We start from the raw sequence: 17573 nt of genomic DNA on the forward strand, positions 1-17573 counted from the left end.
GTTACTGCTTAGGCAGCGAATGTCAAATGGAATTATTAGCTTGCTTGGTATCTAGCCGATATATGGCTGAAATGCCATCAACCATGAAAGGGGGTTTGCGTCCGATGGCGGTGTGTCAGCCACAGATAAGCTGACTGATACACCGCTATCGGAAGCAAGCCCCCTCCCACAGTTTCTGATTGAGTAAAGACCTAGAAATCGCGTTTGTAGAAGATGTCCAGCGAGCTGGCCACGCCGGTCGCCACTTCCAGGTAAACCTTTTTGCTCAGCAGGTAGCGCAAGGCGATGGTATTGGCCGGTTCGAACACGCCTACCCCGTAACGCAGGCTCAGCTTCTCGTTGATCTTGCCGCTGGCAACCACGGCAGTCTTGTTGCCGGCGCCCTGGGTATCGAGGTCGAAATCCTGGATGCCCAGCTTGTTGGCAATGTCGGTGGTGACCCCGGAGCTGCCCATCAAGCCCAGGCCCAGCGCCGCTTCGGCGAGCATGTTGTTGTCTTCACCGTTGTTGGTACGCGAACGCCCCAGCACCAGATACGACAGCGCATCCTCCTGGGCCATGGCCGGCTCGGAGAAGATCTGCGTGGTGGGCTGCTCGGCGCTGCCGCTCAGGCGAATACCGGCCGTCACCGTTCGCGAGGCTTCGGTGGTGACGCGCACCGCTTCGATATCCAGGAACGGTTGGTCCAGGGGCCCGGCGAACAACAATCGCGCACGCCGCACATTGAGGCGTTGCCCGTAAGCGCGGTAGCGACCGTCGTTGAGCCACAGCTCGCCGCGGGTGTCCATGTTGTCGCCGATATGCACATGGCCCTGCACCTTGGCGGTGAGACCAAAGCCTGCGAAGTTGAGCTTGTCTTCACCGACCTCCACATCGATATCCATGGCCATTGCCATCGGCGCCTTGCCCTCTTCAGTCTGGCTGCCGACGATCACCGTGTCATCGGAGACCTTGACCGTGGACGGCGGCAACTCACGCACGGTGATGTCGCCACGCGGGATGCGGACCTTGCCGGCAACCGCCAGCTTGTCGTTCTTGAGGCTGATCTTCAGGTCGGGCGCCACTTCCAGCACGGCGTAAGGCTCGACCGTCACCGGCAACTGCGAACCCGTGAGGCTGAGATCGACCGCCAGCGCCTGGCCCCAGTCGACCTGTCCCTTGAGGCTGCCCTGCCCAGCCTTGCCACTGCGCCAGCCGCCGTTGAGTTGCACACTTTCGCCAGCGATCAGCGCTTGCACGTTGAGGTCCTGGAGGCTGAGGGGCAGCTCCGGCCCGGAGATTTCGCCGCCCACCAGATTGACGCTGCCGTTGACCAGGGGCGCAAGCAAACCGCCGGAAATGCGCCCGGTGCCGTTGAGCTTGCCGGTGAGCGCTTCCACCATCGGCACAAATGGCCGCGCCACCGCCAGGTCCAGGCCGGTGAGGCTGAAGTTGCCGGTGATCGGCTTGTTGGCGGGCAATGGATTGATCTGTGCCTGCAACAACAGCTCGCCCAGTTTGCCGCCACGGAAATTCAGTTGGGTGTCGATGCGCTTGGGATTGAGGGTGGTTTCCAGCTTGAGGGTGTCATAGGGAAAATCCAGCCACTGGGCCTTGTCCTTGACACGCAGGGTGCCGCCACTGGCGTCCACCGAGACCACGCCCTTCGGGCCGCTCTCTGGAAGATCGAGCTGCACGTCGGCGTTGAGCCTGCCCTGCCAGGCAAAGTCCTTGGGCAAAAATGCCGCCAGGCTGTCGATCGGGAATTGCTTGAGGTGGTAGCGCAACTTGGGCTCGGGCATCAGGCGCTGGTCTTCACCGCACAGGCTCGCGCCGCCGGAGACCCAGCAATGGGCGGCGAACGTCAGCTTGCCATCCGCCAGACGCTCGATCCGGGCCGGGGCCTGCAGCCGCCAGTCCTGGCCACCGGCTTGCACGTCGCCGCTGGCCAGACGCCCGCGCCAGTTGCCTTTGTCGAGGTTGCCGTCCAGCGCGAGCGCCAGCTTGACCAGCGGGCCGGCGATGTCCAACTGGACTTTCTGGTTCTTGATATCGCCCTGGGCACTGGCGGTGAGCGTGCCGACCTGAGTCTCGCCGCTTTGAATGCCACTGCCCTTGAGGTCGATCTTCGCGCGCTGGGCTTTATCCAGGGTGGCGTCGAGGCTCAGGTTTTGCAGCTGATTGTCGGCAAACGCCAGTTGTTGGCCCTTGAGGCCAAGCTTGCCTTGCGGCGCCTTCAAGGTGCCAGCCACGTCGAGCCGGCCGTTGACCTGGCCGCGCAGTTGCGGCCACAACTGGGCCAGGCGCGCCAGCTTGATGTCGATCTGGCCGGCCAAACGCTGTTGCAGGCTGCCGCTGCCGTTGATGCGGTTGTCGCCCAGGCGCAGATCCAGGTTGGCGAGGGTCCATTGCTCGCCCGCGCCTTCGGCCCTGGCGACGAACACGGCGGTTTGCCCGCGCAGTTGACCTTTGAGGTTGAGGTCGACGTCGAGCTTGAGTTGATCGTTCCTGAACTCGCCCTTGCTGCGCAATGGCCCGGCCAGGGTGCCAGGCAATTCCGCCACCCAGTACGCGGGGTTCAGCGCCGATAGCTCCAGCGCCGTGTCCCAGGCGATACCCTCGGCGAACTGCAGATTCAGATGGCCTGCGGCCTTGCCCTGGCCTGCGGTGACTTTCAGCTCGGGCAGGAACACCTGCCTGAGATCGCCACTGAACGGCGTGACCACCGTGAACTTGCCCGCCGGGCCGTCGAGATCGGCCTTGAGGTTGCCCAGGTAGTTGCCGTCTTTATAGGAGATTTCGCCGTTGAAGGTGTGCAAGGTGACCTGCGGCTCGTCAATCAGCGGGTAAAGGCGATGCCAGGGGAAGTCGAGCCAGTCGATTTTGGCGTCCGCGCTGAAGCCTTGCTGCCAATCCAGGTTGGCGCTGAGTTTGAGGTTCTGTTTGTCGCCGGCGTTCAGATCAAGGCCGGCGATCTGCGCGCCCCTGGCGTCGACCCTGCCTTGCAGCAGAAGATCCAGCGGGCCTTTTTCCGCAGGCAATACGGCTTTGCCAAGCAATTGGTAACCGCTTTTCAGGTCGCCGCTGGCAGTGACATCCAGTTGATTGAGTTGCAGGGTATCGGGCAGATCAGCGCTGGGCTTGAAGCTGTCCGCGGTGATGCGCACCTGTGCCGGCAGGTTCTCTTCCAGCGGTTGCAGCTCGCCGGTGAGCCTGGCCGGCAGGTAACCGCTGCTGTCGGCATCAAGCTTGAGGGTTTTGAGCAGATCGCCTTCGACCCTCAACGCCACCGTCCACGGCGCGCCACCGGGCGCGTACGGCAGGCTGAGGTTGCCGGTGGCGTTTAATGGCCAGTCGCCGACAGGTTGCAGCAGGCCTGCGAGGTCGAGCACCAGGCCATCGCGTTCCAGGTGCACCGAGTCGATACGCATGCCTGCGGCGGTCCAGTGCGCCGCCAACTGCAGGCCTTTGAGTTGCTCGCTGCCGTTGAACAGCAGGCTGCCGACGCGCACCTCACCGAGTTGGATCGCCAAGGGCAGCTTCAGATCCGGCAACGCGATGGGCTCGCTGCTCGCTTCGCCGCTCGGCGCAAATTGCAGGTTGACCTGCTCCACATCCAACTGATCGATGCACAGTGTCATGCGCAAAAGACAGGCCGGAGACCAGGTCAGCGTCGGCGCATCCAGCTCGACGCGGCTGGAGCCCTGCTGCCACAGCAGATGATCGGCGCTCCACTGCCCGCCCAACCGGCCCTGAAAATTCTCCACGCTCAACCCAGGTACCTGGCCCAGCACCCAGCGGCTGCCGGCCTGCGTACCCAGCACCGTCCACAGCGCCAGCAACAACAAGGCGAGAACAGCGATCAACGCCAGCCCCGCGATTTTCAAACCACGCATCACAGCTCAGGCCCCATGGAAAAGTGCAGTCGGATGCCGCCCGGGTCTTCCAGGGCATGGGCCAGGTCGAGACGGATCGGGCCTACCGGAGACACCCAGCGTACGCCGACGCCGACACCGGTTTTAAGGCTAGGCATGTCCAGGGTATTGAACGAGTTGCCCTGGTCGATGAAGGTTGCGATTCGCCATTTTTCGGCGATTGAATATTGGTACTCGGCGCTCAGGGCCACCATGTAGCGGCCACCGATACGGTCGCCACGGTCGTTCTCCGGCGACAGGGTCTGGTACTCGTAACCCCGCACGCTCTGGTCGCCACCGGCGAAGAAACGCAAGGACGGCGGCACGGACTGGTAGCCGTTGGTGGCACTGCCGCCGAACTGCGCACGACCGAGGAAACGGTGGTTGTCCCACAGAGTGGTCAAGCCCTTGATCGTCGCGGTGCCGTAAAGCAGGTTGGTGTCCGAGCCCAGGCCTTCCTTGGCGACCTTGGCATCGAAGGCCAGGCGATAACCGTTATGCGGGTCGATGCGGTTGTCACTGCGCAAATAGGAATAGTTGATACCCGGCATCACCAGGTTGCTCAGGCCCGAGTCATTGCCCAGGCGGTATTCTTCACGCTGGTATTTGAGCGAGATCACACGCGTCCAGCCGCTGGGCAATTTACTGTGCCACTCGGGGCCGACGGTGAGCAATTTACTCAGGGCGTCGGTGTTGGCGATTTCTTCATTCTGGTAGCCGCCGGCGAAGCGAAGCTTGTCGGTGAGCGGCGGATCGAGCGGCACGTCGTACCACAAGCCAACGTTCTGCCGTGGCGCCGACAGTTCTGCCTCCCAGCCATAGCTGTGCCCCTGGGGGTTGACCCAATGGCGCGTCCAGTTGGCCTTGCCGCGCGGGCCGACGTCGGTGGAGTAGCCAAGGCCCAGGCCCATGGTGCGTGGCTTGCGGGTTTCCAGTTGCACGGCCACCGGGATCACGTCGTCTTTGGCGCCGGCAGGGGTCGCGTCCACCCGCACACCTTCGAAGAAGCCGCTGGCTTGCAGGTTCTGGTTGAGTTCGGCGATGAGCTCGGAGTCGTACGGCGTGCCACTCTTGAACGGCACCATGCGTTGCAGCAGGTCTTCGTCGAACGGCGTATCGCCGGTAAAGCTGACTTTGCCCATGCTGTAGCGCGGGCCGCTGTCATACACCAGGTCGATATCGGCCACGCCCGCCTTCGGGTCCACCGAGAGGGTCTGACTGGTAAAGCGACCGCTGAAAAAACCATAGCGCGAGGCCTGGTTCTGAATCAGGCGCTTGGCGTCTTCGTAATGACCGTGATTGAGCACCGCGCCGGACTTGAGGTCGTCGCTGACGGGCAGGCGAAAGGCCTTGAGGTTCGCGGCCTGGCCGTCGACCCGAATGGTCACGTTGCGCAAATGCACCGGCTCGCCGGGGTCGATGGTGAGGATCAGGCGCGGGTTTTTGCCGCCCTTCACGTCACTGGCGATCTGCGATTGATAGAAGCCCAACGCCTGGGCGGCTTTACGCGCCTGCTCTTCGGCACCGCGACTGAACCGCAGCAAGGCTTCTTCATCACGATCGCCAACCCCGCCGATATAGCCTTCGATGTTGGCTTTCAACGCGTCGTTTGAGGGCTTGATCCGCACGTCCAATTCGCTCTGCGCCCATGCGCCACAGCTTGTGAACAGCAGGACCAGGCTGCTGGTAAATCTTCCTGGAAGCTTCATAGGCGCGGATGCTACATGAGCGAGAGGGAGTCTTTGAACCCGGATTTTTCTGAAAAAATCTGTCTCAAATCGTTGCAGCCCGCAAAGACTGGGGGTTGGCATGAAAAAACACATGCTCCAGGACGGGTCCTACGGCAACTTCGCCGATTTCCTCGTAGCCCTGGCGTTCGAGGAACGCCAGGTAGCGTGAATTACCGGTATCGAGCACCACGCCCGAGGAATGCGGGTCGTCGGCGCACCAGTTGTGTACCGCTTCAAGCAACTGCTCCCCATAGTGCTGGCCCTGGAATTGCGGGTGAACGCCCAGCAGCGGTAATACATGCACCGAATCGGTGGGCAGGCACGCCAGCACCGCGTGGTGGTAATCCAGATAACGCCGGGTGCCGCGCACGCCGGTGCTCAGCCACATGCGAATTTGCCAGGCCCAGCTCTCGGTGATACCCAGGCGTCGTTGCGGCGGCGCGATCAGGGCAATGCCGATCATCTTGTCGTCAACGAACAGCCCGATGGCCGGGAGTTTCTGGAAGAAATGTTGCTTGACCAGCTCACGCACCGTTGCGCGCACCCGCAGTTCATAGCCGGGGCGCTGCGCTTCGAAGATGTAGGCGAAGGTCGGCTCTTGGCGATAAGCCTGGTACAGCAGCGCGCGGGCCTCGCGGGAATAGCCGCTGTTGAGCACGCGAATTTCGGCAGTGGCGGTTGAAGTGTCAAGCATGCAGTCAATCTCCCTGGGCGCCACTCGAAAGGCGGCGTTCATAGGGTTACGAACCTGCGGCGCAGCAGTCGTTCCAAGACATTGGCAACGCAGATGCCCTGCCGCCACGCTGGCCCCGGCCGGACTTGTCGGCTAGCATCGCCCTTTTTGCCAGACTGGACCTGCCGACCATGAAAATCGTCTCCTTCAATATCAACGGGCTGCGTGCCCGCCCTCATCAGTTGGCGGCGCTGATCGACAAACACCAACCCGACGTCATCGGTCTGCAGGAAACCAAGGTTCACGATGACCAGTTTCCCCTGGCCGAGGTGCAGGCGCTGGGCTACCACGTGTACTACCACGGTCAGAAAGGTCATTACGGCGTAGCCCTGCTGTCGCGCAAGGAGGCCTTGAGCGTGCACAAGGGCTTCGACAGTGATGAAGAGGACGCCCAGCGCCGTTTCATCTGGGGCACGTTCGCCGATGAAAACGGCCACCCGGTCACGGTCATGAACGGCTATTTCCCCCAGGGCGAAAGCCGTGACCACCCGACCAAGTTCCGCGCCAAGCAGCGCTTTTATGAAGACTTGCAGCAGTTGCTGGAAAGCCGGTTCAGCAACGAGCAGCCGCTGGTGGTGATGGGCGACGTGAATATCTCCCCGCAGGACTGCGACATCGGCATCGGCGCCGACAATGCCAAGCGCTGGCTGAAAACCGGCAAGTGCAGCTTCCTGCCAGAAGAACGCGAATGGATGGCCCGCCTGAAGAACTGGGGCCTGGTGGACAGTTTCCGGCATCTCTACCCCGACGTGACCGACCGCTTCAGCTGGTTCGACTACCGCAGCCGCGGGTTTGAGGACGAGCCCAAGCGCGGGCTGAGGATTGACGTGATCATGGCGTCCAACGGGCTGCTGCCAAGGGTCAAGGACGCCGGCGTGGACTACGACTTGCGTGGATTGGAAAAGCCGTCGGACCATGCGCCGATCTGGCTCGAATTGAGCTGAAGCCCAGACTGTCTTTGACTTCGCGCTGTCACGCAGCAAACTGGAACCTCTGTGGCGAGCGGGCTTGCCCCGCGTTGGGGTGCGAAGCGCCCCCAATTGAAGAAACGCGGTGTACCTGATACTGCGCAGAGCATGGTTTTGGGGCTGCTGCGCAGCCCAACGCGGGACAAGCCCGCTCGCCACAGGGATGTTGTTGCTGAAAGAACTCATTCACGGGTTTGAGGACGAGCCCAAGCGCGGGCTGCGGATTGACGTGATCATGGCGTCCAATGGGCTGCTGCCAAGGGTCAAGGACGCCGGCGTGGACTACGACTTGCGTGGATTGGAAAAGCCGTCGGACCATGCGCCGATCTGGCTCGAATTGAGCTGAACCCCTGACTGTCTTCGACCTGGCGCTGTCACGCAGCAAACTGGAACCTCTGTGGCGAGCGGGCTTGCCCCGCGTTGGGGTGCGAAGCGCCCCCAATTGAAGAAACGCGGTGTACCTGATACTGCGCAGAGCAGGGTTTGGGGCTGCTGTGCAGCCCAACGCGGGACAAGCCCGCTCGCCACAGGGATGTTGTTGCTGAAAGAACTCATTCACGGGTTTGAGGACGAGCCCAAGCGCGGGCTGCGGATTGACGTGATCATGGCGTCCAACGGGCTGCTGCCAAGGGTCAAGGATGCCGGCGTGGACTACGACCTGCGTGGATTGGAGAAGCCGTCGGACCATGCACCGATCTGGCTCGAATTGAGCTGAACCCCTGACTGTCTTCGACCTGGCGCTGTCACGCAGCAAACTGGAACCTCTGTGGCGAGCGGGCTTGCCCCGCGTTGGGGTGCGAAGCGCCCCCAATTGAAGAAACGCGGTGTACCTGATACCGCGCAGAGCAGGGTTTGGGGCTGCTGTGCAGCCCAACGCGGGACAAGCCCGCTCGCCACAGGGATGTTGTTGCTGAAAGAACTCATTCACGGGTTTGAGGACGAGCCCAAGCGCGGGCTGAGGATTGACGTGATCATGGCGTCCAACGGGCTGCTGCCAAGGGTCAAGGATGCCGGCGTGGACTACGACCTGCGTGGATTGGAGAAACCGTCGGACCATGCGCCGATCTGGCTCGAATTGAGCTGAACCCCTGACTGTCTTCGACCTGGCGCTGTCACGCAGCAAACTGGAACCTCTGTGGCGAGCGGGCTTGCCCCGCGTTGGGGTGCGAAGCGCCCCCAATTGAAGAAACGCGGTGTACCTGATACCGCGCAGAGCAGGGTTTGGGGCTGCTGTGCAGCCCAACGCGGGACAAGCCCGCTCGCCACAGGGGTGTTGTTGCTGAAAAGAACTCACTTGATAAGCGCGGGCTTGCCCCTCCCACGCTCTTTCCTGGCGCAGCTTGACGGGGCGCGTCTCGGTCATATTTCTGCAAACTCTCTGACTTAATCTCGTCGCACTCTCTTTGAAGGTGCCGGCATGATGCTGCGCGTTCTGTTTCTTTTGACCCTTTTTCCTCTGGTTGCCGTGTCGGCTCAACTGCCTGTACCCGAGCACGGCCCTGCCTTGCGCATTCAGGGTTCCAACACCATCGGCGCAGCGCTGGGCCCGGCTTTGGTGACGGGCTTGCTGGAGCACGAGGGCGTGCAACGGGTGCACATCGAACCGGGCGATGGGCCAAACGAGCAGCGCGTGGTCGGCAAGACGCGCCAGGGCAGGAACGTGACCATCGAGGTGGCAGCCCATGGCTCCAGCACCGGCTTTGCCGCGCTGAAAAAAGCCAGCGCAGACCTCGCAGCGGCGTCTCGCCCGATCAAGGACAGCGAGCTGGTAGACCTTGAGCCACTGGGCGACCTGAAAAGCCCCGAAGCCGAACAGGTGATCGCCATCGATGGCCTGGCCATCATCGTTAACCCGCTCAACCCGCTGAACACCCTCGACACCGAACAACTGGCGCAGCTCTTCAACGGCGAGGTCAGCACCTGGGAGGACCTGGGTGGCGTCGGCGGGCCTGTTCATCTGTATGCGCGGGATGACCAGTCCGGCACCTACGACACGTTCAAGGAACTGGTGCTGAACCGGCGCGGCAAACCGCTGGCTTCAAGCGCGCGGCGTTTCGAGTCCAGCGAAGCATTGTCCGATGCAGTCAGCCGCGATCCCCAGGGCATCGGCTTTATCGGCCTGCCCTACATACGCCAGGTCAAGGCGGTGGCGATTGCCGATGGCGATTCACAACCGATGTTGCCGCTCAACAGCCTGATCGCCACCGAAGATTACCCGCTGTCGCGGCGCCTGTTCTTTTACCTGCCGCCGACGAGCCACAACCCTTGGGCCAGGGCGCTGGTGGACTTTGCCCAGAGCAGCCAGGGCCAGGCAATCGTCGCGGCCAACGGCTTTATTGCCCAGCAGGTGCAGGCCATTGGCGTGCAACCGCGTGCGTCGATGCCGGCGGACTATCAAGCGATTGCCCGCGATGCCCAGCGCTTGAGCGTGAATTTTCGCTTCGAGGAAGGCAGCGCCAGCCTGGACACCAAGGCACGTCAGGATGTGCTGCGGGTGGTGGCCTATCTGAAAAACCACGGCAAGCTCGACAAGCAGGTGACGCTGGTGGGGTTTGGCGATGCCAAGAATGATCCGCAGCGCGCGGCGTTGCTGTCGAAATTGCGGGCGATGGCGGTGCGCAGGGAACTGGTCAAGAGCGGCGTCTTGCTGCGCGACATTCGCGGGTTTGGCGCGCAGATGCCGGTGGCGGCGAATACGGCGGATGAGGGGCGGATCAAGAATCGGCGGGTGGAGGTCTGGGTGTACTGAGGCTGGAGTTTGGGGTTCTCAGGACGGGCCTCATCGGGAGCAGGCCCCCTCCCACATTTGCACTGTATTCACAATTCAAAATGTGGGAGCGGGCTTGCCCGCGATTGCAGGCGACGCGGTGTTACTGCCCGCCGCGCATCATCTCCCTGGGCACATACTTGCCAATCTCGAACTTGCCGATCGCCGCGCGATGCACTTCATCCGGGCCATCGGCCAGGCGCAGGGTGCGTTGCATGGCATACATGTAGGCCAACGGGAAATCGTTGGAGACGCCGGCACCGCCGTGCATCTGGATCGCGCGGTCGATCACCTTCAGGGCCACATTCGGCGCGACCACCTTGATTTGCGCGATCTCGCTTTTCGCCACTTTATTGCCCACGGTGTCCATCATGTAGGCGGCCTTCAGGGTCAGCAGGCGCGCCATATCGATTTCCATGCGTGAGTCGGCGATCTTGTCGATGTTACCGCCCAAACGTGCCAACGGCTTGCCGAATGCGGTGCGGCTGACCGAGCGTTTGCACATCAACTCCAGCGCACGTTCGGCCATGCCCACCGAGCGCATGCAATGGTGGATGCGGCCGGGGCCGAGGCGCCCCTGGGCGATCTCGAAGCCACGGCCTTCGCCGAGCAGGACGTTTTCGCAGGGCACGCGTACGTTGTCGAACAGCACTTCGGCGTGACCATGGGGCGCGTCGTCGTAGCCGAACACCGGCAGCGGGCGGAGGATTTTCACACCGGGTGTGTCCACCGGCACCAGGATCATCGAATGCTGCTGGTGACGCGGCGCGTCCGGGTTGCTCAGGCCCATGAAGATGAGGATCTTGCAGCGCGGGTCACAGGCGCCGGAGGTCCACCATTTTTTGCCGTTGATGACCCACTCATCGCCTTGGCGCTCGGCACGGGCGGCCATGTTGGTGGCATCGGACGAGGCCACGTCCGGCTCGGTCATGGCAAAGGCCGAACGGATCTCGCCGCGCAGCAGCGGTTCGAGCCAGCGCTGTTTCTGTTCTTCGTTGGCATAGCGCACCAGCACTTCCATGTTGCCGGTGTCGGGGGCCGAGCAATTGAACGGCTCCGGCCCCAGCAGCGAGCGGCCCATGATTTCGGCCAGCGGCGCGTATTCCAGATTGGTGAGGCCGGCGCCAAGTTCGGACTCGGGCAGGAACAGGTTCCACAGGCCTTCGGCTTTGGCGCGGGCCTTGAGTTCTTCCATGATGGCGGTGGGCTGCCAGCGGTCGCCTTCGCTGACTTGGCGTTCGAACACCGGCTCGGCCGGGTAGACGTAAGCGTCCATGAACGCAGTGACGCGTTCACGCAGTTCCTGAACCTTGGGCGAATAGGCGAAATCCATGGGCAGCTCCCTTCTCTGAGAGGTTGTTTAGGTCATGAATTCGATGCTAGAACAGCGCTGATAATTTACCTAGCCTATTCTCGGCGTGTATTAACATTCATCACCGATATATGATCAGCCTATCGGCACCTAACAATAAGAGCGCAACGCAATGAATCTGAGCAAGGTCGACCTGAACCTCTTCATCGTCTTTGATGCGATCTACACCGAAGCCAACCTGACTCGCGCCGGGCAGATCGTCGGCATTACGCAGCCGGCAGTGTCCAACGCGCTGGCCCGCCTGCGCGAGACCTTCAACGACCCGCTGTTCGTGCGCACCGCCCAGGGCATGGTGCCTACGCCCATGGCGCAGAACATCATCGGCCCGGTGCGCAACGCGCTGTCGTTACTGCGGGTGTCGGTGCAGGAAAGCCGGATTTTCAATCCTCAGCAGGCGGCCAAGACCTATCGCATCAGTATGACCGACCTCACCGAGGCGGTGATTCTGCCGCTGCTGTTCCAACGCCTGCGCCGGCTGGCGCCCACGGTGGTCATCGAAAGTTTCCTGTCCAAGCGCCGCGAGACCACCAAGGAACTGGCGGCCGGGCGTCTGGATTTTGCCGTGGACGCACCGCTCAACACCGACCCGCAGGTGCGTCACGTCAAGCTGATGGAAGACCGCTACGTGTGCGCCATGCGCAAGGGCCATCCGCTGGCGGGCAAGGACAAGCTCAGCCTGGATGACTACCTGTCGCTGACCCACATTCATATCTCCAGCCGCCGCAACGGCCTGGGCCATGTCGACCTGGCCCTGGGCAAGATGGGCATCCAGCGCAAGATCGCGCTGCGTTCCCAGCATTACCTGATGGCCTCGCAGGTGCTGCAGCAGACCGACATGGTCATGACCGTGCCCGAGCGTTTCGCCCGTCGCCACGAACTGCACTGGGTCAACCTGCCGGTTAACGACGTGCCGCCCGTGGAAACCCATTTGTACTGGCATGAAAGCACCGACCAGGACCCGGCCAACCGTTGGATGCGTGAACAGATGATCGAGCTGTGCCAACAGGTGACGGCCCATGAGAAGAAGCTCGATGGCAAGCAGGCTTGATCTTTACTGGGCGGGCTTGCCGGGCTTGCCGGGGTTGCAGTGGTGGCAAGCCCGCTCGCCACGGCAATATGAAAGCCATGGGATGTTATTGACGTTTACGTCAACCAGACATTAGCTTAGCGTCAAGCCATTCGCCGAGCGCCGCCATGAGCACCACCTACAGCATCTCCGACCTCGCCCGCGAGCTCGACATCACCACCCGCGCCATTCGATTTTATGAAGAGCAAGGCCTGCTGGCCCCCGAGCGTCGGGGCCAGGAGCGTATCTACTCGGCGCGCGACAAGGTCAGCCTCAAGCTGATTCTGCGCGGCAAGCGCATCGGTTTCTCCCTGGTCGAGTGCCGTGAGCTGATCGAACTCTACGACCCCACCAGCGGCAACCATATCCAGCTCAACAGCATGCTGAGCAAGATCGCCGAGCGACGTGAACAACTGGAACAGCAACTGCTGGACATCGAACAAATGAAGCTGGAACTGGACACCGCCGAAGAACGCTGCACTCAAGCCCTGGCCCATACCATGAGCCAGTCTGGCCATTGAACAGAAGGTAACCCTCATGTCCCTCCCCTCCCACGTACGCCTGGTTGAAGTCGGCCCGCGCGACGGTTTGCAGAACGAAGCCCAGCCCATCGCCGTGGCGGACAAGGTCCGTCTGGTGGACGCCTTGAGCGACGCCGGGCTGGGCTATATAGAAGTAGGCAGCTTTGTGTCGCCCAAATGGGTGCCGCAGATGTCAGGCTCCGCCGAGGTGTTTGCGCAGATCCGGCGCAAGCCCGGCGTGATCTACGGCGCGCTGGCGCCCAACCTGCGCGGCTTTGAAGATGCACTGGCGGCGGGCGTCAAGGAGGTCGCGGTGTTTGCGGCTGCGTCCGAGGCGTTCTCGCAGCGCAACATCAACTGCTCGATCAGCGAAAGCCTGGAGCGCTTCGCACCGATCATGAGCGCAGCCCGGCAGCACGGTGTCAGCGTGCGCGGCTACGTGTCCTGTGTGCTGGGATGCCCTTACGAAGGTGACGTCGCGCCGGAACAGGTCGCTGCGGTGGCCCGCGAGCTGTACGCCATGGGCTGTTATGAGGTGTCCCTGGGCGACACCATCGGCACCGGCACGGCGGGCGACACGCGGCGATTGTTCGAGGTGGTTGGCGCCCAAGTGCCAAGGGAGAAGCTTGCCGGACACTTCCACGACACTTACGGCCAGGCGATCGCGAATATCTACGCCAGCCTGCTGGAAGGCATTCAGGTGTTCGACAGCTCTATCGCGGGCCTTGGTGGCTGCCCATATGCCAAGGGCGCCAGCGGTAACGTCGCCACCGAGGACGTGGTGTACCTGCTCGACGGGCTGGGCATCCACACCGGTATCGACCTCTCGCGCCTGATTGAAGCGGGCCGGCAGATCAGCCAAGTGCTGGGGCGCGCCAGTGGGTCGCGGGTGGCGAAGGTGCGTAGCGCCAGTTGAGTAGCAAGGCTGTGACAATGTGTTACCTGGCGCCTACACAGCGGGTAACGCGGGAACATAATTGGCCGCCTTTGCGCAGAGGCAATCGCAGCACAAAAATTAAGACATTGATTTTAAAGGATTTTAAAAAGTTGGCATGGCTCCTGCTATCTCTATGGCATAACAAGAATAAAAAGCACCAAGCCTAATAAAAACAAGACGTAACGACTCTGACATAACAAAAACAACACGGCAGAGACGCAGCTAACAGATTTTTTTGGAAGCACTTCAGCGCTCAAAAAAATACGTTTGCTCTTGACCCCGGATGGGGGTCACCCAAAACAGCGGTAAAGGGCTACGGCTGCCAAAAACAACAACAGGCCGCCCCTCAATAATAAAAAAGAGCACGCAACGACACATTGAAAGGGACCTTCGGGTCCCTTTTGTCGTTTCTGCCCATAAAGGTTGGAGGCTCCACTTTGCGCTGTCGCACAGCAAACAGAAAAACCTGTGGCGAGCGGGCTTGCCCCGCGTTGGGGTGCGAAGCAGCCCCAAAACCAGGCTCTGTGTAGTGTCAGATATACCGAGCTCTACTTGATTGGGGGCTGCTTCGCAGCCCAACGCGGGGCAAGCCCGCTCGCCACAACAAGCCTGCTTCCACGAGGGATTTTGCGTGGCGGTCAGGACTGCGTTCGCAGCTCTTGAAGCGAGATCTCGCGCATGCGGAATTTCTGCACCTTGCCCGTTACCGTCATCGGAAACTCATCCACGAATTTGAAGTGCCTGGGCGTCTTGAAATGGGCGATGCGGCCCTTGCACCAGGTGTGCAGCTCAAGCGCGTCGACAGCATGGCCAGGATGGCATTTGATCCAGGCGACGATTTCTTCGCCGTAGCGCTCGTCGGGAATGCCGATGACCTGCACGTCGGCCACCGCCGGGTGAGTGAAGAAAAATTCCTCCAGCTCGCGCGGGTACACGTTCTCGCCGCCACGAATGATCATGTCCTTGTTGCGCCCGGCAATGCACACGTAACCGTGCGGGTCCATGGTCGCAAGGTCGCCGGTGTGCAGCCAGCCCGCCGCGTCGATCGTTTGGCGGGTGCCCTCGGGGTTGTTCCAGTAGCCGAGCATCACGCTGTAGCCACGGGTGCACAGTTCGCCGATCTTGCCACGTGCCACGGTGTTACCGGCGGTGTCGATGATTATGTTTTCCAGGTGCGGCTGGGTGCGCCCGACGGTGGTGACGCGTCGCTCCAGGTCGTCATCCGGGCCGGTCTGCAACGACACCGGGCTGGTTTCGGTCATGCCGTAGGCAATCTGCACTTCGCCCATGTGCAGCTCGCTGATGACCCGGCGCATCACTTCGATGGGACAGGTGGCGCCGGCCATGATCCCGGTGCGCAGGCTGGTGAGGTCCAGCTCGCCGCGCGGATGATCGAGCATGGCAATGAACATCGTCGGCACGCCGTACAGGCCCGTGGCGCGCTCCTCGGCGACGGCGGTCAGGGTGAGCAACGGATCGAAGCCATCATTGGGGTAGATCATGGTGGTGCCATGGGTGATGCAGCCCAGGTTACCCATCACCATGCCGAAGCAGTGGTACAGCGGCACCGGGATCACCAGGCGATCCTGCGCGGTGAGGCCCAGGCTTTCGCCGACCATGTAGCCGTTGTTGAGAATATTGTGGTGACTGAGGGTGGCGCCCTTGGGGAAGCCGGTGGTGCCGGAGGTATACTGGATGTTCACGGGTTGATCGAAGTGCAGGCTGGCCTGGCGCTGCTGCAATTGTTCATGAGGAATGTCCGCCCCCATGCTCGCCAGTTGTGCCCAGGGCACGAACCCCTCGGGCGGGCTGGGGTCAAGGCTGACGATGGCACGCAGGTCGGGCGCGAGCGCCTGCAGCATGGCGTGGTAATCGGACGTCTTGAACGCGCCTGCGCACACCAGCCATTGGCAGCCGGATTGCCTGAGCACGTAGTCCAGTTCGCTGCTGCGATAGGCCGGGTTGATGTTGACCAGGATCACCCCGAGCTTGGCGCTGGCGATCTGGGTGATGCACCACTCGGCGCAGTTGGGCGCCCAGATACCGAGGCGGTCGCCAGCTTGCATGCCCAGAGCCAGGAAAGCGCGGGCGTGCAGGTCGACCGTTTCAGCCAGTTGCCTCCAGGTGAAGCGGCGCCGCTGATGGCGTACCACCAGCGCCTCGCCCTCAGGATAGCGTGCGGCAGTCTGATCGAAGGCCTGGCCGATGGTCATCGCCAGCAGCGCCTTGTCCTGGGCGCCACGGCTGTAGCTCTGGTTCGGTTGATCCATCAGCATCCCCTGTTGTGTTTTTTGTAGGTTGACGTAAACGTAAACTACGATTGACAGCGCCTTAACGCAAGCTTACGTTAACGTAAAGGTCACGGCCCTCCCAGGCACTCGACCCACACAACAACAAAGCTCACAGTAAGGTGCCTGTCCATGAGTTACCCGTCTCTGAACTTCGCCCTCGGCGAAACCATCGACATGCTGCGCGACCAGGTGCAGTCCTTCGTGGCCAAGGAAATCGCGCCACGCGCCGCGCAGATCGACATCGACAACCTGTTCCCCGCCGACCTGTGGCGCAAGTTCGGTGACATGGGCCTGCTCGGCATCACCGTGTCGGAAGAATACGGCGGCGCCGGCCTGGGTTACCTGGCCCATGTAGTGAGCATGGAAGAGATCAGCCGCGGCTCGGCCTCGGTGGCGCTGTCCTACGGTGCGCACTCCAATCTGTGCGTCAACCAGATCAACCGCAACGGCAATCATGAACAGAAGCTCAAGTACCTGCCCAAACTGATCAGCGGCGAGCACATCGGTGCCCTCGCCATGAGCGAGCCCAACGCCGGCTCCGATGTGGTCTCGATGAAACTGCGCGCCGACAAACGCGGCGACTGCTACGTGCTCAATGGCAGCAAGACCTGGATCACTAACGGCCCCGATGCCAGCACCTACGTGATCTACGCCAAGACCGACCTGGAAAGGGGCGCCCACGGCATCACAGCATTCATCGTCGAGCGCGACTGGAAAGGCTTCAGCCGCAGCAACAAATTCGACAAGCTGGGCATGCGCGGCTCCAACACCTGCGAGCTGTTTTTCGACGACGTCGAAGTGCCCGTAGAAAACATCCTCGGCATCCTCAACGGCGGCGTGAAAGTGCTGATGAGCGGGCTGGACTACGAACGCGTGGTGCTGGTCGGCGGGCCCACCGGGATCATGCAGGCCTGCATGGACCTGATCGTGCCCTACATCCACGACCGCAAGCAGTTCGGCCAGAGCATCGGCGAATTCCAGCTGATCCAGGGCAAGGTCGCCGACATGTACACCCAGCTCAACGCCAGCCGCGCCTACCTCTACGCCGTGGCGCAGGCCTGCGAGCGCGGCGAGACCACGCGCAAGGACGCCGCCGGGGTGATCCTCTATAGCGCCGAGCGCGCCACGCAGATGGCACTCGACGCGATCCAGATTCTGGGCGGCAATGGTTACATCAACGAATTCCCCGCCGGGCGCCTGCTGCGTGATGCCAAGCTGTATGAAATCGGCGCGGGCACCAGTGAGATTCGGCGCATGTTGATCGGTCGCGAACTGTTCAACGAAACCCGCTGAAG

General features: G+C 61.9%; 11 protein-coding genes and 3 pseudogenes. 9 read left to right on the plus strand and 5 right to left on the minus strand.

Annotated features, from left to right (window positions below; all coding sequences use genetic code 11):
• Positions 1–191: 191 nt before the first annotated feature.
• The 3 genes from VRB54_RS14805 to VRB54_RS14815 form a co-directional block, all read right to left on the minus strand.
• Positions 192–3875, minus strand: coding sequence for a translocation/assembly module TamB domain-containing protein (locus VRB54_RS14805; RefSeq protein ID WP_338477790.1), 3684 nt, complete (start codon positions 3873–3875; stop codon positions 192–194).
• Positions 3875–5602 carry an autotransporter assembly complex family protein gene (locus VRB54_RS14810; protein WP_338477791.1) on the minus strand — a complete coding sequence of 576 codons (1728 nt, stop codon included), beginning with the start codon at positions 5600–5602 and terminating at the stop codon, positions 3875–3877. Before VRB54_RS14810 ends, VRB54_RS14805 begins: the two co-directional genes overlap by 1 nt.
• 64 nt (positions 5603–5666) lie before the next feature.
• Positions 5667–6317, minus strand: a complete 651-nt coding sequence (locus VRB54_RS14815) for a GNAT family N-acetyltransferase (RefSeq protein WP_338477792.1) — start codon at positions 6315–6317, stop codon at positions 5667–5669.
• A 170-nt stretch (positions 6318–6487) separates the two neighbouring features.
• Here VRB54_RS14815 and xthA point away from each other — a divergent pair, with 170 nt between their 5' ends.
• The 5 genes and pseudogenes from xthA (at position 6488) to VRB54_RS14840 (ending at position 10073) form a co-directional block, all read left to right on the plus strand.
• Positions 6488–7300: an exodeoxyribonuclease III gene (gene xthA, locus VRB54_RS14820; RefSeq protein ID WP_338477793.1), complete on the plus strand. Its 813-nt coding sequence runs from the start codon at positions 6488–6490 to the stop codon at positions 7298–7300.
• Positions 7301–7514: 214 nt separating this feature from the next.
• Positions 7515–7670: pseudogene (locus tag VRB54_RS14825) on the plus strand (exodeoxyribonuclease III); the annotation flags it as partial.
• A 213-nt stretch (positions 7671–7883) separates the two neighbouring features.
• Positions 7884–8039 (plus strand): annotated as a pseudogene (locus VRB54_RS14830) (exodeoxyribonuclease III); the annotation flags it as partial.
• A 213-nt stretch (positions 8040–8252) separates the two neighbouring features.
• A pseudogene (locus VRB54_RS14835) lies at positions 8253–8408 on the plus strand (exodeoxyribonuclease III); the annotation flags it as partial.
• A gap of 333 nt (positions 8409–8741) precedes the next feature.
• The gene (locus VRB54_RS14840; protein WP_338477794.1) at positions 8742–10073 is read left to right on the plus strand and encodes a phosphate ABC transporter substrate-binding/OmpA family protein; all 1332 of its coding nucleotides are present in this window, start codon (positions 8742–8744) and stop codon (positions 10071–10073) included.
• 121 nt (positions 10074–10194) lie between these two features.
• Here the strand turns inward: VRB54_RS14840 and VRB54_RS14845 are convergent, their stop codons facing one another.
• Complete coding sequence (locus VRB54_RS14845) at positions 10195–11424, minus strand: acyl-CoA dehydrogenase (protein ID WP_338477795.1); 1230 nt, start codon at positions 11422–11424, stop codon at positions 10195–10197.
• A gap of 151 nt (positions 11425–11575) precedes the next feature.
• On the opposite strand from VRB54_RS14845, the gene VRB54_RS14850 reads away from it, so the two are divergent.
• The 3 genes from VRB54_RS14850 to VRB54_RS14860 all read left to right on the plus strand — a co-directional run bounded on the left by VRB54_RS14850 (position 11576) and on the right by VRB54_RS14860 (position 13966).
• Positions 11576–12511 carry a LysR family transcriptional regulator gene (locus tag VRB54_RS14850; RefSeq protein WP_003238359.1) on the plus strand — a complete coding sequence of 312 codons (936 nt, stop codon included), beginning with the start codon at positions 11576–11578 and terminating at the stop codon, positions 12509–12511.
• 146 nt (positions 12512–12657) lie between these two features.
• The gene (locus VRB54_RS14855; RefSeq protein ID WP_338477796.1) at positions 12658–13050 is read left to right on the plus strand and encodes a MerR family DNA-binding transcriptional regulator; all 393 of its coding nucleotides are present in this window, start codon (positions 12658–12660) and stop codon (positions 13048–13050) included.
• A gap of 16 nt (positions 13051–13066) precedes the next feature.
• Positions 13067–13966, plus strand: coding sequence for a hydroxymethylglutaryl-CoA lyase (locus tag VRB54_RS14860; protein WP_338477797.1), 900 nt, complete (start codon positions 13067–13069; stop codon positions 13964–13966).
• Between the two features lie 659 nt (positions 13967–14625).
• Here VRB54_RS14860 and VRB54_RS14865 read toward each other — a convergent pair.
• Positions 14626–16257 (minus strand): AMP-binding protein, encoded by a 1632-nt coding sequence (locus VRB54_RS14865; protein WP_338477798.1) that lies wholly within the window; start codon positions 16255–16257, stop codon positions 14626–14628.
• 150 nt (positions 16258–16407) lie between these two features.
• Here VRB54_RS14865 and VRB54_RS14870 point away from each other — a divergent pair, with 150 nt between their 5' ends.
• Positions 16408–17571 carry an isovaleryl-CoA dehydrogenase gene (locus VRB54_RS14870; protein WP_338477799.1) on the plus strand — a complete coding sequence of 388 codons (1164 nt, stop codon included), beginning with the start codon at positions 16408–16410 and terminating at the stop codon, positions 17569–17571.
• Positions 17572–17573 lie beyond the last annotated feature (2 nt).

This window comes from Pseudomonas trivialis, assembly GCF_036864995.1.
In the GTDB taxonomy this organism is placed as follows: domain Bacteria; phylum Pseudomonadota; class Gammaproteobacteria; order Pseudomonadales; family Pseudomonadaceae; genus Aquipseudomonas; species Aquipseudomonas trivialis.

What these genes read in the sequence shown, in the direction of transcription:
- VRB54_RS14805 (WP_338477790.1), bottom strand. Translation starts at nt 3,875, where the DNA reads ATGCGTGGTTTGAAAATCGCGGGGCTGGCGTTGATCGCTGTTCTCGCC.
- VRB54_RS14810 (WP_338477791.1), bottom strand. Translation starts at nt 5,602, where the DNA reads ATGAAGCTTCCAGGAAGATTTACCAGCAGCCTGGTCCTGCTGTTCACA.
- VRB54_RS14815 (WP_338477792.1), bottom strand. Translation starts at nt 6,317, where the DNA reads ATGCTTGACACTTCAACCGCCACTGCCGAAATTCGCGTGCTCAACAGC.
- xthA (WP_338477793.1), top strand. Translation starts at nt 6,488, where the DNA reads ATGAAAATCGTCTCCTTCAATATCAACGGGCTGCGTGCCCGCCCTCAT.
- VRB54_RS14840 (WP_338477794.1), top strand. Translation starts at nt 8,742, where the DNA reads ATGATGCTGCGCGTTCTGTTTCTTTTGACCCTTTTTCCTCTGGTTGCC.
- VRB54_RS14845 (WP_338477795.1), bottom strand. Translation starts at nt 11,424, where the DNA reads ATGGATTTCGCCTATTCGCCCAAGGTTCAGGAACTGCGTGAACGCGTC.
- VRB54_RS14850 (WP_003238359.1), top strand. Translation starts at nt 11,576, where the DNA reads ATGAATCTGAGCAAGGTCGACCTGAACCTCTTCATCGTCTTTGATGCG.
- VRB54_RS14855 (WP_338477796.1), top strand. Translation starts at nt 12,658, where the DNA reads ATGAGCACCACCTACAGCATCTCCGACCTCGCCCGCGAGCTCGACATC.
- VRB54_RS14860 (WP_338477797.1), top strand. Translation starts at nt 13,067, where the DNA reads ATGTCCCTCCCCTCCCACGTACGCCTGGTTGAAGTCGGCCCGCGCGAC.
- VRB54_RS14865 (WP_338477798.1), bottom strand. Translation starts at nt 16,257, where the DNA reads ATGGATCAACCGAACCAGAGCTACAGCCGTGGCGCCCAGGACAAGGCG.
- VRB54_RS14870 (WP_338477799.1), top strand. Translation starts at nt 16,408, where the DNA reads ATGAGTTACCCGTCTCTGAACTTCGCCCTCGGCGAAACCATCGACATG.